Origin of the sequence: Serratia sp. N21D137, from assembly GCF_047530005.1 — a bacterium.
GTDB lineage: Bacteria > Pseudomonadota > Gammaproteobacteria > Enterobacterales > Enterobacteriaceae > Chania > Chania fonticola_B.
This window is the reverse complement of sequence record NZ_JBLJAJ010000001.1, coordinates 390,960-405,047: the sequence shown is the minus strand read 5'-3', so window position 1 is coordinate 405,047 and position 14,088 is coordinate 390,960. Positions and strand designations below refer to the sequence as shown.

The window sequence follows — 14,088 nt, the reverse complement described above, 5'->3', positions numbered from 1 at the left end:
GAGAGGGCTACTACGAGATATGGTGGTACAGCACGAAAGTGGGGATGATCGACCTGAGAAATAGGTCGATCATCATGGGTAAAGGATGTTAAAAAGTGTTCACCATGTCCTTGAACACCTGTCTACCATGTCCCCGGTCTGTACAGAATGCAGAGGGGGAGCACCGTATTAATCGTCTTTCTTCTTGCCGAATATCTTCATCAGCGCGCCGACGATCAGCCCCAGGGCGATACCGCCTAAAATCCAGTCAACCAAACTCATTGTTGTGCTCCCGCGATCCTATAGTGCTGATTATATTATCATTCAATCAAGAACGCCCCATCGATCATTAACCTCCGTTGCTCGCTAGTGTAGCTGAGCCAGGAATTCTTGCTGTTGGACTTCTCCAGTACGATGGCCAGTTCCGCCTGGCTAAGGGATAGCTCGTCCTGCCAGAACGGGGCGATGGCGTGGCGCGTGATAAAGTCGATCAAAAAGCGCGCCGGGCTGTCCTGCTCTTCAGGGAATAGCCGCAGGGCCAGTTCGGTCATTAATGCACGTTGTTGCGGCTGATCGCTTTCTCCCAGCAATTCAAGGAACGGCAGCAGCAGGCGGCCGCACACCTGGCCGTGGTGGTAATCACGCAATGCCCCAATCTCGCCCGCGATGCCGTGGATCACACCCAGGCCCGCCATACTCAACGTGAGACCACCCAGGTAAGAAGCCTGCATAATCGCTTCCCGGGCCTCATCGCTCTGTTTCAGCACTGGCCAGGCGCACAGGAAATGATGGATGCCGCTCAACGACATCTCGCGCGACAGGCTGCTGGCCGTCTTGGAAAGGTAGGCTTCAAACAGATGAGTAAAGGCATCGATAGCGCAATAGGCCAGTACATGATCTGGCGCTCCTTTCAGCAGGTCAGGATCGAGGATCGCCACCTGTGGCACAAAGTTATTATGCCGCAAAGAGGCTTTCACCTTGGTGACCTGAGTATCGGTGATCACTGCGTTTTGGGTTACTTCGCTACCGGTGCCTGCGGTGGTGGGGATGGCAATCAACGGCAGCGTTGCGCCACTGATTTTGCTGTCACCCACTTTTTCCATGTAACGCAGGGTTGGCAGCGGGTGTTGGATCAGGGCAGCGAACGCCTTGGCGGCATCCAGCACGCTACCTCCGCCGATGGCCACCACTCTTTGCACCTGGCCTCGCCAGCGTGCTACCCATTGGTCGATTTCTTGCGGGGAGGCCTCATGGGCGACAATTTCTTTGCCTACCAGCAACGGCGTCAGCACCGGGGCCAGTTCAGCATAGAGGGTACCGTTAAGGAACGATCGGCAGGTGAACAGCAGCGTGGTTTGCGGCTCTGCCTGGAGCAGTGGGATCAGGTGCTGGATGCTGCCCTTGCCAAACCAGGCCTGCCGGTTGGCGATCATCAGACTAGTGGTCATGCTCTCTCCTTGGCGCATTTGGGCATTGAAACCACAGCATAGTTCAGCCTACCTGGGCAAACCAACGCTTTTCCTCCGTATAACACGAAATTGTTAAGATATTAACCAACTCGGATTGTGTGGGTAATCGTTGTTAGGACCTAACTTGTGATTTGATTAACATGTAAACAGCAATACCCTTGCATTCTGGCCAATTGAATGCTTTTTATAGCCTATTGGCCCAATGTCGGTCACTGATTCGTTGGGAAAGGTTGATTGTTAATTTATTAATGATTGTGGGGGCGAAATGAGTATTCAGGTCGAAAGATTATCGGCGGTGATCGACGCAGTCGCTACCCGCCAATTCTATGCCAGCCTGCTGGGTTATCTAGAGGGCTTTTTCGCCTTTGATAATGCCATCGTCTATGCCTTCGAATATGGTCAGGCACCGCGCTGCCTGATGAAAACCGAGAAAGAAAACAGCGATGCGGTAAACCAGATTTACCAGCAGGGTGCTTACCTTGAAGATCCCTTTTACCAGGCGCTGAACGGCGGCGGCCATGGCGATGTGTTTACGCTGCGGCAACTGGCTCCCTGTGGTTTTTACCAGACGGATTACTACCGTAACTTTTACCGTAAAACCGGCTGGCACGACGAGGCTGGCGTGTTGCTGCAACTGACGCCGGAACGCGGACTAGGCATATTTTTTGGCTCGGCCCGGCAAACGGTCGGCGTGCGTTATCCCCAACTGGCTGACCTGCGTGGCGCGTTGACGCTGGTAAAAAGCGTGGCACGGCTGCATGGGGAAGTGGTGGTCGCGGCTAATGTGCCCACTCCCTCTGCCCCGCTGCTAGATAGCGCAGCCCAGGCGCGCTATGCGTTAAGCCCGCGTGAACGTGAGATCGTCGATCTGATCCTGAGCGGCAACGGATCGCAGCAGATCGCCGAACGGCTGTTTATCAGCCTGGGCACGGTAAAAAATCATCGCAAGAATATTTACGGCAAGCTGAATATTGGCTCTCAGGCTGAGTTGTTCAGCCTGTTCTTGAGTGCACCCCTGCGCCGTACGGCATAATGTTAAAAAAGTGTTGCGAATATCCCTAAAGGGACATAGCCGCCCGTCCATGCTCTGCTGATAATCCAGGCTAAGGCAATGGGTAAAGGGAGTGCAGCAATGAATAATCAAATCGAATCGTTAACCTACTACGCGGCGACCAAGAAATACGATCTGCGCTTCCCCACGCTGGAAGAGGATCTGGATGTTGACGTGGTGATCATCGGCGGTGGCTTCTCCGGCATTAACACGGCGCTGGAACTGGCGGAAAAAGGCATCACCAATATCGCTATTCTGGAGGGCCGCCATCTGGGCTACGGCGGAACGGGTCGCAACGGTGGTCAGGTGATGGCCGGGATCGGCCACGATCTGGAGAAGATCAAACGCCACGTTGGTCCGGCAGGGTTAGAAACCATCTTCAAGATCAGCAATCTCGGTGCCGGGATTATCCGCGAGCGGATTAAGAAGTACGCCATCGACGCCGATTTCTGCTTTGGTTATGGCTACCTCGGCAGCAACGCCAGGCAGGAAAAGACCCTGCGTTCCTGGCTCAAAGAATTCAAAGCGGTCTCACCGGATGAAGAGATCGAGCTCTATACCGGCTCCGAAGTGAAGCAGGTGGTGGGGTCTGATGCTTATACCTGTGCGCTGAAACACATGGGGGGGGGCCACGTTCATTCTCTCAACCTGCTATTGGGAGAGGCGCAGGCGCTGAGTGGTTACGGGGTGAAAATCTTCGAAAACAGCAACGTACTGAATGTGGAATACGGCCCGCGTATTACCGTGCGCACCGGCATGGGATCGGTACGCGCCAACAAGATGCTGTGGGCCTGCAACGGCTTCCTCAACGGCATGGATCCCTTTATCTACAAAAAGACTATCAATACCTACGCCTTCCAGTTGGCGACAGAACCGCTGTCTGATGAGCTGATCCGCCAGATCAGTCCGATCCGCGGGGCTTACAGCGATATCCGGCCGGTGATCGACTATTACCGCGTCACCAACGAGAACCGCCTGTTGTTCGGCAGCGCTACCCGGCTGGTCGAATATATTCCTTCAGACCTGAAGGCCTGGAACCGTAACCTGATGCTGAAAGTTTTCCCGTATCTGAAGGACGTGAAGATCGACCTGGCCTGGGGCGGGCCGCTGTGTTGCAGCGCCAACCTGTTCCCGCAGATTGGCACCCTACCGCAGCACGATAACGTGTTTTACGTGCAGGGCTATTCCGGCTTTGGGGTGACGCCGAGCCATATCGTTTGCAAGGTGTTGGCGGAAGGAATGAGTGAGGGATCCGATCGCTATGACCTGATGAGTTCGATCCCGCACGTGGATATTTTTGGCAAAGACAAGCTGCGCCGTGTGATGACCACCGCGGGCAAGGTTTGGCACCAGACTTCCGGCTACTGGAAGGGGCGTCGTTAATTCTGACCACTAATCTAACAGGAAAAAATCATGAAACCATTACTGCTTAAGCAAGCGCTACCAGAGCTGCAACAAATTGGCAGCGTCAGCAACCTGGGGGCCACGGTGGTCGCCGGTGAACCCAACGTCGGCGTGGCGATGATTTTTGGCGCGCCAACGGACAACCTCAACTGCGGTGTCTTCAGCTGTACCCGTGGCACCTTCGTGATGGAATACCCGTTTGCGGAACATGCCACGGTATGGGAAGGCACGGCAACGCTGACCAATGAGAACACCGGCGAGTCGGTAAAGTATCAGGCCGGAGATTCCTGGTTTGTTGAGAAGGGCACCCCGGTGCGCTGGGAAATCACCTCCGATCGTTTTGTGAAGCACTATCTGGCGATTGTCGAAGGCTAACCCGCAAGGAGGGCGATACGATGACGGATATCACACTGTTGCCACAGGTCACGGCCTTTCTGGACCGCCAGCAGGGCCATTACATTCACGACCAAGCGGTGGCTGGAGCAGGCGTAGAAAGGTTTGCGGTGGTTAACCCGGCAACCGGGCTGGCCATCGCGCAGGTGAATGAAGGCGGCCAGGCTGAAGTTGACGCGGCGATGCAGGCGGCCTTTGACGCTTTCCACGGTAGCTGGGCACAGGTTTCCCCTTTGGAGCGGGGCAACTGCCTGACGCGCCTGGCCGATCTGCTGCAAACCCATCGTGAGGAACTGGCGCAGCTGGAAAGCCTGTGTTCCGGCAAAACCATTCAGCTGTCTCGCGGGCTGGAAATCGATATGGCCTCGCAGTTCCTGCGCTACTTTGCCGGTTGGTCGAGCAAAATCAGCGGGGAAACGTTGAACGTTTCATTGCCTTCCTTCCAGGGGGAGCAATACAGCGCATTCACCCGGCGTGAGCCGTTGGGCGTGGTGGTCGGCATCATTCCGTGGAACTTCTCGATCATGATCGCCATCTGGAAGCTGGCTGCGGCGCTCACCTGTGGCTGTACGGTAGTGCTCAAGCCGAGTGAGTATACGCCGCTAACCATGCTGCGGGTGGCGGAATTGGCAACGGAGGCGGGCATCCCGGCTGGTGCACTCAACGTGATCAACGGCTCAGGCGCACGCCTTGGCCCTATGCTTATCGCCCATCCGCGCTGTGCCAAAGTGACCTTCACCGGCTCGGTGCCTACCGGGATCGCGGTGGGGAAAGCGGCGATGGAGCAAGGGATTGTGCGTACCACGCTGGAGCTGGGGGGTAAGAATGCCGCCGCGTTTCTGGCGGACGTCTCGGTCGACAAGATGGTCGACGGTATTATCGAGGCGGGCTACCTGAACCAAGGTCAAATCTGTGCCGCAGCAGAGCGTTTCTACCTGCCTGCCAGCCATATCGATGAGGTACTGGCAAAGCTGACGCAGCGCTTGGCGGCCATGAAGGTGGGCTCACCGCTGGATGAGAGTACCGAAGTGGGGCCATTGGCCAACGAGGCGCATTACCGCAAGGTACTGGCGCTGTTTGACAAGGCACGGGCTGATGGCAGCCAGATCGTCTGCGGCGGTCAGGCGTTGGCAGGTCCAGGCTTCTTTGTTGCGCCGACGGCGATCCGCGCTAATGGGCCGCATGATGCGTTAATGCGTGAGGAGACCTTTGGCCCGGTGGGCACTTTCCTGGCCTATGAGGATGAAGAGCAGATGATCGCCATGATCAACGATTCGCCTTATGGCCTGGCCGCCAGCCTGTGGACCAACGATCTCAGCAAGGCGATGCGCATGATCCCGCGGATTGAAGTGGGCACCTTGTGGATCAATATGCACACCTTCCTCGATCCGGCGTTGCCATTCGGTGGGGTGAAATCGTCGGGGATGGGCAGAGAGTTCGGCAGCGCGTTTATCGAGCATTATACCGAGTTGAAATCGGTGATGGTCAGATACTGATTGCCGTTGTTTTTTAGGGGCGGAGGATCTCCGCTCCCGTTAATCTTCGTCGAAGCCGGAATTAAACAGCTCAATCACCGCTGCCAGTGCCTGTTCTTCCTGCGGCCCGGTGGCTTCAATTTCGATCTGGCGACCCTGGGCGGAATCCAGCATCAGCAGCGCGATCACGCTGCTGGCTTCCGCTTCGGTGCCGCTGTCATTACGCAGCAGCACTTCGGCGTCAAAACTCTGCACCAGCTCAAACAGCTTCATAGCCGGGCGGGCGTGCATGCCCAGCTTGTTCTTGATCTCAACCGTCTGCTTGACCGTCATTGTTGTTTACGCTTTTCCAGTGTGCGGTGACGGGATTGCACGTTCTTGCCGCGTGAACGGAAATAATCCGCCAACTGTTCAGCCACGTACACCGAACGGTGCTTACCGCCGGTACAGCCAATGGCGACGGTCAGATAGCTGCGATTGTTGGTCTCCAGCATCGGCAGCCACTGTTCCAGATAGCTACGAGTCTGGTAGATGAAGTTGTGCACTTCGGTGTGGCGATCGAGGAACGAGGCCACGGGCTTGTCCAGGCCGGTCATCGGGCGCAGTTTAGGGTCCCAGTGCGGGTTTGGCAGGAAGCGTACGTCAAACACGTAATCGGCATCGATAGGAATGCCGTGCTTGAAGCCGAAGGATTCGAACACCATCGTCAGCTCGCGTTCGCGTTTGCCCAACAGACGGGTACGCAGCATTTCCGCCAACTCGTGCACCGACATTTCCGAGGTATCGATAATCAGATCGGCACGGGAACGCAGTGGCTCAAGCAGATCGCTTTCTTCATCGATCGCGCTTTCCAGCGACAGGTTCTTGGCAGAGAGAGGATGCAGGCGACGGGTGTCGCTGTAGCGGCGGATCAGGGTGTTGCGATCGGCATCAAGGAACAGCAGCTGCGGCGTGAAGCTCTCCGGCAGCTGGGTCATTGCATATTCAAACACTTCCGGCGATTCCGGCATGTTACGGACGTCGATGCTTACCGCAGCGGAGCTATTACGTTCGGCCAGCGTCTGGGCCAGCTGTGGCAACAACACCACGGGCAGGTTATCAACGCAGTAAAAACCCATGTCTTCCAACGCCCGCAAGGCGACGGATTTCCCCGAACCGGAACGGCCGCTGACAATCATCAGCACCATGTGGTAACTCCCCTGGCATCTCAATGGCGCTCATCGCCACCGTTAGGATCTATTATCCGGGCCACGGCCCGGATATATCGTAAGTAAAACAGTTGCGTTTTCATGGCGGAAAGTCACGCCAGCCGCTGGTTACTCGGTGATGATCTGATACAGCTCTTCGTCGCTCAGCGCTGCGCGCAGGCGGCGGCACACGGTTTTGTCGGCCAGCCGTTTGGCAACCAGCGACAGCGTATGCAAGTGAGTTTTACATTGATCGGCCGGTACCAGCAAGGCGAACAGCAGATCGACCGGTTGATTATCAATGGCATCAAAGGCGATAGGTTGCTCAAGGCGGATAAACACGCCAACGGCCCGCAAAGTGTCCTCTTCCAGTTTGCCGTGTGGGATCGCGATACCGTTGCCGATACCGGTACTGCCCATACGTTCCCGGGTGAGTACTGCGTCAAACACCACCTGCGAAGGTAGGTTGAGCTGCTTGGCCGCCAGCTCGCTGATAATTTCCAAAGCCCGTTTCTTGCTGGTGCAGTGTACCGAGCTTCTGGTGCACTCGATGTTTAACACCGAGCTTAATTGCATTATTTCGTTGTTCATCTCATCTTCACTTAAAACCGCGTCCTGTCGCTTTATTGCAAGCCTGCTTTACCATTGGAAAGCAGGCTTGCGCTGATAACCTTCATGAAACGGTTTTTCGCCTGTTTAACCCTGATGGCTTATCGGCGCATACCTATACAGGTGCTGCGCCGAGGGTTGCCGTGTAGCCAATACGACTACGATGTGGGCCATTACGCATCGCATAACGGCCCAGAATGTCAGTGTTGCTTTAGTTTGTCTTTATGTTTGTTCAATTGACGCGCCAGTTTGTCGATCAGGCAGTCAATTGCGGCATACATATCTTCTTTTTCCGAGGTGGCGTGCAACTCGCCCCCATTCACATGCACCGTTGCTTCCGCAATCTGCTGCACTTTTTCCACACTGAGTACGACATATACCTGGTTAATGCGGTCAAAATACTGCTCGAGTTTGGCAAACTTGGTGTTGACGAACTCACGCATTGGTTCGGTGACTTCGACGTGGTGTCCGGTAATGTTGAGCTGCATAATGTCTTCCTTCTCTATAGAGGTCAAACCAACTGTTTACGCTGGTTGGACGGCGGGATGGACAAAGACTCTCGGTACTTGGCAACGGTGCGCCGCGCCACCATGATCCCCTGATCGGAAAGCATGGTGGTCAGCTTGCTGTCGCTAAGCGGTTTGGCAGGGTTTTCCGCCGCGATCAATTTCTTCACTAACGCCCGGATCGCCGTAGAGGAGGCTTCGCCACCGCTGTCGGTATTCACATGGCTGGAGAAGAAATACTTCAATTCGAAAATACCACGCGGGCTGTGCAGGAATTTCTGCGTCGTCACGCGTGAGATTGTCGATTCATGCATTTCCACGGCCTGGGCGATATCCGCCAGCACCATGGGCTTCATAAATTCTGCACCCTGTTCAAAGAACGCCTCCTGCTGTTCGACAATACAGCGGGTCACCTTGAGCAGCGTGTCGTTCCGGCTTTCCAGGCTCTTGATCAGCCACTTCGCTTCCTGCAAATTGCTGCGGATATACTGGCCGTCGGCATCGTTGCGCACCGTGTTGCCCAGTGCCGCATATTGCTGGTTGATTTTCAGCCGTTGGATGCTGTCTGCATTAAGCTCTACCACCCACTTGTCCTGCACCTTGCGCACCAGCACGTCCGGGATCACATACTCGGATTCACCGGTATTGATCGACTGCCCAGGGCGCGGATCGAGCGAGTGGATCAACACCATCGCTTCTTTCAGTGTATCTTCTTTTAAGCGAGTTGTTCGCATCAGGCTGCGAAAGTCGTGGTTGGCCAGCAAATCCAGATGCTCGCTGACGATCAGGCGGGCCTCCGCCAGATAGGGCGTGTCTTTGGCATACTGGGAAAGCTGGATCAGCAGGCAGTCACGCAGATCGCGCGCCGCGACGCCGACCGGATCAAAACGCTGTACGCGCTTCAATACCGCTTCGACCTCGTCCATCGTCACGTTATCGTCACCCATACTCTCCAGAATGTCTTCCAGCGGTACGGTGAGATAGCCGGTGTCATCGACGGCGTCGACGATCGAGGTGGCGATGGCGGCATCGGTGTCAGAGAACGGTGTCAGATCCACTTGCCACATCAGGTAGTCCTGCAGCGTTTGCGTGGTTTCGCCCTGATAGACCGGCAGTTCGTCATCGCCATAGTCGGTACCGGTGCCGGACGGGGTGCCCGCGGTATAGATCTCATCCCAGGTGGCATCCAAAGGCAGCTCTTCGGGCATGTCCTTCTGTTCCAGCGCTTCGCGGGTGTCTAGCCCTTCGGTCTCGACGCTTTCTTTGGTGTCGATCTCTTCGTGCTGGTCTTCGGTCTGTTCAAGCAGCGGGTTGCTCTCTAGTGCCAGTTGGATCTCCTGCTGGAGCTCAAGCGTGGACAGCTGCAACAGGCGGATCGCCTGCTGAAGTTGGGGGGTCATGGCCAGTTGCTGGCTGAGCCTGAGTTGCAAACCTTGCTTCATAATCTTCTGCTACTTCCGTTAACGGCGGCCTGCTGGCCTGCCGCTGGAACCTACAGGCGGAACTCTTCGCCCAGATAAACGCGTTTCACCTGCTCATCGGCCAGGATGGCGTCCGGCGTGCCGTGGGCAATCAGCTTGCCCTGGCTGACGATATAGGCACGTTCGCACACGTCCAGCGTCTCGCGCACGTTATGATCGGTGATCAGCACGCCAAGGCCGCTGTCGCGCAGGTGCTCGATGATTTTCTTGATATCGATAACGGAAATCGGGTCAACCCCGGCGAAAGGTTCATCCAGCAGGATAAATTTCGGGTTGGCGGCCAACGCACGGGCAATCTCCACGCGGCGGCGTTCACCACCGGAAAGCGATTGGCCCAGGTTGTCACGCAGGTGGGAGATATGAAACTCTTCCAGCAGCTCGATAGCTCGATCGTTGCGTTGCTCACTGGTGAGATCGTTGCGGATCTCCAGCACCGCCATCAGGTTGTCGTAAACACTCAGGCGGCGGAAGATAGAGGCTTCCTGCGGCAGGTAACCGATACCGCGGCGTGCGCGGGCGTGCAGCGGCAGGATACTGATATCTTCGTCATCGATCACGATGCGCCCGGCGTCGCGCTGAACGATGCCGACCACCATGTAGAAAGTGGTGGTCTTACCGGCACCGTTTGGCCCCAGCAGGCCGACGATCTCGCCAGATTTCACTTTCAGGCTCACGTCTTCAACGACTTTGCGGCCTTTGTAGGCTTTCGCCAGGTTTTCTGCGATGAGTGTTGCCATAAGTAATTAGTTACTCTTCTTTTGACCGTTTTTGTCTTGCAACTGTGATGGCACCAGAACCGTGGTCACGCGTTTGCCTTTATCGCTGAACGCCTGCATCTGCTGCTGTGGCACCAGATAGGTAATACGGTCGCCCTTCACGTTGCTATCGAGCTGTTCCAGATAGGCGTTGCCGGTGAGGGTGATCAGCTGCGGCGCGACGTCGTAACGAACTTTCTGCGCATGGCCTTTCACCGGCTTGCCGTTGTCCTGCATCTGGTAGAAGGTTACCGGATTGCCGAACGCTTCAATATAGGTTTTATTCTGATCGCCACCCGGGCGCGTGACCACGACCTTATCGGCCTTGATCTCGATGGTGCCCTGCTTGATCACCACGTTGTCGGTAAAGGTGCTGACGTTGCTCTGCATATCCAGCGACTGTTTCAGCGAGTCGATACTTACCGGTTGGTCAGAGTCGGATTTCAACGCCAATGCGGGGGAGCTGGCGGTCAAAACGAGGCTGACGATCAACAGATTACGGAGTTGGCTTTTGGTTCTGAATTTCATAGTTGGTCTTGACCTTATCAATCAGCTCAGCGGTTTTGTTCCGCAGATTACCACGCATTTTCATGCCGTTAGAGGTGAAATTCGTGCCGAACAGGGTGACTTCATCATCGGAAGAAACGTCCTGGGTGACCAGATTAATCTGGGCATTATCGGTTTTAATTTTTTCCAGCTGTGAGGTGGTTGTCAAACTGTTCACCTCTACGTGGCCGTACAGATACAGCATGCGGTTTTTGGTCAGCTTGGCGCGATCGGCGCGTATTGACCAGGTGGCCACGGCATGCTCATCAAACAGCGTCATCACCGGCTGGGTGAACCAGCTTAACTCATCAGCGGTGTAATATTTAACCTCTTCTGCCACCAGCTTATAGCTTAGCTGCCCGGCCGGATTGTATACCACGGTCACGGTATGCTGGCTCTGATAGGTCGGGTCTTGGTTGTTGACCGGTACCGAATTGTCGTCATCGCTGAAATCGGCCATGTTCCAGCCAATCAGCGCCAGCGCGATCACGGTCAGCAAGAGGGTGATCCAAAGTTTGGTTTTACTCATATTGACAGCCCTTTGGCGTCCTCCAGCTTGTTTTGCGCCAGCAGGATCAGGTCGCACAGCTCGCGCACCGCACCACGACCACCGTTGATACGGGTGACATAATGGGCGCGAGGTAACAATAATGGATGCGCATCGGCCACCGCGACGGCCAGACCGACTTCGGCCATGACCGGCCAGTCGATCAGATCGTCGCCGATGTAGGCGATTTCATCTGGCATCAGGGACAGTTTATCCAACAGTTCACGGAAGGCCAAAAGCTTATCGGACTGCCCTTGATACAGATGGGTGATATCCAACGTTTTTGCCCGGTCTTCCAGCAGTTTGGCCGAACGCCCGGTGATGATGGCCACCTCGATACCCGAGGTTTTCAGGCAGCGGATGCCGTAGCCGTCACGGACGTTGAAGGCTTTCAGCTCTTCACCGTTATTGCCCATGTAGATCAGGCCATCTGACAGCACGCCGTCGACATCACAAATCAACAGGCGGATTTTCCCGGCGCGGACCATGACTTCTTCAGCTACCGGCCCGTAACAGGTTTCAACCAGACTCATGCAGTTCGTTCCTTTCATTAAACGACGCCAGCGCGCAGCATGTCATGCATATGTACCACACCCAGCAATTGGTCGCCATCGGCAACCAGCACGGCGGTGATATGGCGTTGCTGCATCAGATTGAGCGCATCGACCGCCAGCAGGTTCGGGCGCACCCGGATACCGCCTAGCGTCATGACGTCGGTGATGTTGGCATTATTCAGATCGATGCCCATATCGAACACCCGGCGTAAGTCACCGTCGGTAAAAATACCGGCGATCTTCATCAGATCGTCGCAGATCACCGTCATGCCCAGGTTTTTACGGGTGATCTCCAGCAGCGCGTCGCGCAGCGAGGCATCGGGGCTGACGTGCGGAATTTCATCGCCGCTGTGCATGATATCACTAACGCGCAGCAGCAGGCGGCGGCCCAAAGCTCCACCTGGGTGGGACAGGGCGAAATCTTCCGGGGTGAAGCCCCGGGCCTTCAGCAGCGCTACGGCTAATGCATCGCCCATGACCAAGGTGGCGGTGGTGCTGGTGGTGGGGGCCAAACCCAGAGGGCAAGCCTCCTGCGGTACCTTGATGCACAGATGTACGTCTGCCGCCTTGCCCATCGAGCTTTCCGGATTGTTGGTCATGCAAATCAGTGGGATCTGCTGGCGTTTCAACACCGGGATCAGCGCCAGAATTTCGTTCGACTCACCGGAGTTGGAAATCGCCAGCACGATGTCCTGTGTCGACACCATGCCCAGATCGCCGTGGCTAGCCTCCGCGGGATGCACGAAGAACGCTGGGGTTCCGGTACTGGCCAGCGTGGCGGCAATTTTGCAGCCGATATGGCCGGATTTTCCCATGCCCATGACCACGACTTTACCGCAGCATCCGGCGATCGCTTCACATGCCCGGGTAAAATCGGCATTGATGTACTGATCGAGCTGGGCCAGGCCATCACGCTCAATCTGAAGCACTTCTTTGCCGGCCTGCTGAAAGTCAAAGCCCGGTTGCAACTGGTTAGATGACATACTCATTCTCAACGGTTAGCCGAACGTACTGAAAGGGATAAAGAACAGCACTGCAAGATACGCAATAAAGCCACATAATAACAGAGCTCCTGCCAGATGACCGATACGATGTTTGCGGCCAATACACAGGGCAGCAAGCAGGATACCGGCCGCCAGCATGACCCAGTAATCGCGCTGGAAGGCTGCGGGATCGATACTGCCCGGCGATAGCAGGGCAGGGACGCCCAGCACGATCACCGTGTTAAAAATCGTCGAGCCGATGATATTCCCTACCGCCATATCATCTTCGCCTTTTAGTGCTCCGGCGATCGAGGTGGCCAGTTCGGGCAGGCTGGTGCCGATGGCGATGATCGTCAGGCCAACCACCAGTTCACTCAGGCCAAAGTAGTGGGCAATCACCGAAGCGTTATCGATGATCATCCTTGATGACAGCGGCAGAATAATGAAGGCCAGCACCAGCCAGAGAATGGCCACGGTGTTGCTGCTGTCCTGCGGCAGTTCGGCGAGTTGCTCCACCGTCAGGCTGTCGTTGCCTTCACGTTGCGCCAGCCTGGCGATTTTCAGCATCAGCAGAATAAAACCGGTGGCGGCCAACAGCAGCAGTACGCCATCGAAGCGGCTCAGGGTGTTATCCATCAGCACATAGCCGCACAACAGGATAACCCCCAGCATCAGCGGCAGTTCACGCCGTAACACTTCGGAGCGAACCGACAGCGGATGGATCAGGGCCGCCACCCCCAGGATCAGTAAAATATTGGTGATGTTGGAGCCAATCACGTTGCCCACCGCCAGGTTGGTCTGCCCATTAAGGGCGGCGGTGACCGACACAATCAATTCTGGCAGTGACGTGCCGATACCGACTATCGTCATGCCGATAATCAACGGGGGAACCCCCAGCGAACGGCTAATCACCGCCGCACCATAAACTAATCTATCCGCCCCATACACCAGTAAAAATAAACCAACGATCAACAGCACTATCGCGAGAAACATTCAGGGTCCTATATTGGGGTATCATCCCGGTTCGTTGGTTAAAGACCATCATCGGCCAGCTTGCTTACCCTACGTTGTGCAAAACAACGAATTTCCCGGTAAAAGATCGAACCATAAGACTGCGACTAATCCTGATGAACTGGCTTTGAAGGGGCG

At 55.8% G+C, this 14,088-nt stretch carries 17 protein-coding genes; 5 read left to right on the top strand and 12 right to left on the bottom strand.

Annotated features, from left to right (window positions below; all coding sequences use genetic code 11):
* Positions 1-92 (top strand): hypothetical protein (locus tag ACMV5H_RS01780; protein ID WP_245209168.1); only part of this gene is annotated, 92 nt, incomplete at its 5' end.
* A gap of 207 nt (positions 93-299) precedes the next feature.
* On the opposite strand, the gene ACMV5H_RS01775 is transcribed toward ACMV5H_RS01780, so the two are convergent.
* Positions 300-1,427, bottom strand: coding sequence for an iron-containing alcohol dehydrogenase (locus ACMV5H_RS01775; RefSeq protein WP_218520243.1), 1,128 nt, complete (start codon positions 1,425-1,427; stop codon positions 300-302).
* Between the two features lie 286 nt (positions 1,428-1,713).
* Here ACMV5H_RS01775 and ACMV5H_RS01770 point away from each other — a divergent pair, with 286 nt between their 5' ends.
* The 4 genes from ACMV5H_RS01770 to ACMV5H_RS01755 all read left to right on the top strand — a co-directional run bounded on the left by ACMV5H_RS01770 (position 1,714) and on the right by ACMV5H_RS01755 (position 5,792).
* Positions 1,714-2,481, top strand: a complete 768-nt coding sequence (locus ACMV5H_RS01770; protein WP_021806965.1) for a response regulator transcription factor — start codon at positions 1,714-1,716, stop codon at positions 2,479-2,481.
* A gap of 99 nt (positions 2,482-2,580) precedes the next feature.
* Positions 2,581-3,882 (top strand): NAD(P)/FAD-dependent oxidoreductase, encoded by a 1,302-nt coding sequence (locus tag ACMV5H_RS01765; protein ID WP_414821361.1) that lies wholly within the window; start codon positions 2,581-2,583, stop codon positions 3,880-3,882.
* Positions 3,883-3,912: 30 nt separating this feature from the next.
* On the top strand, positions 3,913-4,278 hold the full coding sequence (locus ACMV5H_RS01760; RefSeq protein WP_021806963.1) for a cupin domain-containing protein: 366 nt from the start codon (positions 3,913-3,915) through the stop codon (positions 4,276-4,278).
* A gap of 20 nt (positions 4,279-4,298) precedes the next feature.
* The gene (locus tag ACMV5H_RS01755) at positions 4,299-5,792 is read left to right on the top strand and encodes an aldehyde dehydrogenase family protein (RefSeq protein WP_414821360.1); all 1,494 of its coding nucleotides are present in this window, start codon (positions 4,299-4,301) and stop codon (positions 5,790-5,792) included.
* Between the two features lie 39 nt (positions 5,793-5,831).
* Here ACMV5H_RS01755 and npr read toward each other — a convergent pair whose 3' ends face one another.
* From npr to ACMV5H_RS01700, 11 genes are all read right to left on the bottom strand, one after another.
* The gene (gene npr / locus ACMV5H_RS01750; protein WP_021180705.1) at positions 5,832-6,104 is read right to left on the bottom strand and encodes a PTS phosphocarrier protein NPr; all 273 of its coding nucleotides are present in this window, start codon (positions 6,102-6,104) and stop codon (positions 5,832-5,834) included.
* Positions 6,101-6,958, bottom strand: a complete 858-nt coding sequence (rapZ, locus tag ACMV5H_RS01745; RefSeq protein WP_021180704.1) for an RNase adapter RapZ — start codon at positions 6,956-6,958, stop codon at positions 6,101-6,103. The genes npr and rapZ overlap by 4 nt, the downstream gene beginning before the upstream one ends.
* Before the next feature lie 129 nt (positions 6,959-7,087).
* Positions 7,088-7,549: a PTS IIA-like nitrogen regulatory protein PtsN gene (gene ptsN / locus ACMV5H_RS01740; RefSeq protein ID WP_024483720.1), complete on the bottom strand. Its 462-nt coding sequence runs from the start codon at positions 7,547-7,549 to the stop codon at positions 7,088-7,090.
* 218 nt (positions 7,550-7,767) lie between these two features.
* Positions 7,768-8,055, bottom strand: a complete 288-nt coding sequence (gene hpf / locus ACMV5H_RS01735; protein WP_021180702.1) for a ribosome hibernation promoting factor — start codon at positions 8,053-8,055, stop codon at positions 7,768-7,770.
* Positions 8,056-8,078: 23 nt separating this feature from the next.
* Positions 8,079-9,515, bottom strand: coding sequence for an RNA polymerase factor sigma-54 (rpoN, locus tag ACMV5H_RS01730; RefSeq protein WP_414821359.1), 1,437 nt, complete (start codon positions 9,513-9,515; stop codon positions 8,079-8,081).
* Between the two features lie 50 nt (positions 9,516-9,565).
* On the bottom strand, positions 9,566-10,291 hold the full coding sequence (gene lptB / locus ACMV5H_RS01725) for an LPS export ABC transporter ATP-binding protein (RefSeq protein ID WP_021806959.1): 726 nt from the start codon (positions 10,289-10,291) through the stop codon (positions 9,566-9,568).
* Between the two features lie 6 nt (positions 10,292-10,297).
* The gene (gene lptA / locus ACMV5H_RS01720; RefSeq protein ID WP_021180699.1) at positions 10,298-10,837 is read right to left on the bottom strand and encodes a lipopolysaccharide ABC transporter substrate-binding protein LptA; all 540 of its coding nucleotides are present in this window, start codon (positions 10,835-10,837) and stop codon (positions 10,298-10,300) included.
* Positions 10,806-11,384, bottom strand: a complete 579-nt coding sequence (lptC, locus tag ACMV5H_RS01715) for an LPS export ABC transporter periplasmic protein LptC (protein ID WP_021806958.1) — start codon at positions 11,382-11,384, stop codon at positions 10,806-10,808. The genes lptA and lptC overlap by 32 nt, the downstream gene beginning before the upstream one ends.
* Positions 11,381-11,935 carry a 3-deoxy-manno-octulosonate-8-phosphatase KdsC gene (kdsC, locus tag ACMV5H_RS01710; protein WP_021180697.1) on the bottom strand — a complete coding sequence of 185 codons (555 nt, stop codon included), beginning with the start codon at positions 11,933-11,935 and terminating at the stop codon, positions 11,381-11,383. Before kdsC ends, lptC begins: the two co-directional genes overlap by 4 nt.
* Before the next feature lie 17 nt (positions 11,936-11,952).
* Positions 11,953-12,939: an arabinose-5-phosphate isomerase KdsD gene (gene kdsD / locus ACMV5H_RS01705; protein WP_021806957.1), complete on the bottom strand. Its 987-nt coding sequence runs from the start codon at positions 12,937-12,939 to the stop codon at positions 11,953-11,955.
* A 15-nt stretch (positions 12,940-12,954) separates the two neighbouring features.
* Positions 12,955-13,932 carry a calcium/sodium antiporter gene (locus ACMV5H_RS01700; protein WP_414821358.1) on the bottom strand — a complete coding sequence of 326 codons (978 nt, stop codon included), beginning with the start codon at positions 13,930-13,932 and terminating at the stop codon, positions 12,955-12,957.
* Between the last annotated feature and the right edge of the window lie 156 nt (positions 13,933-14,088).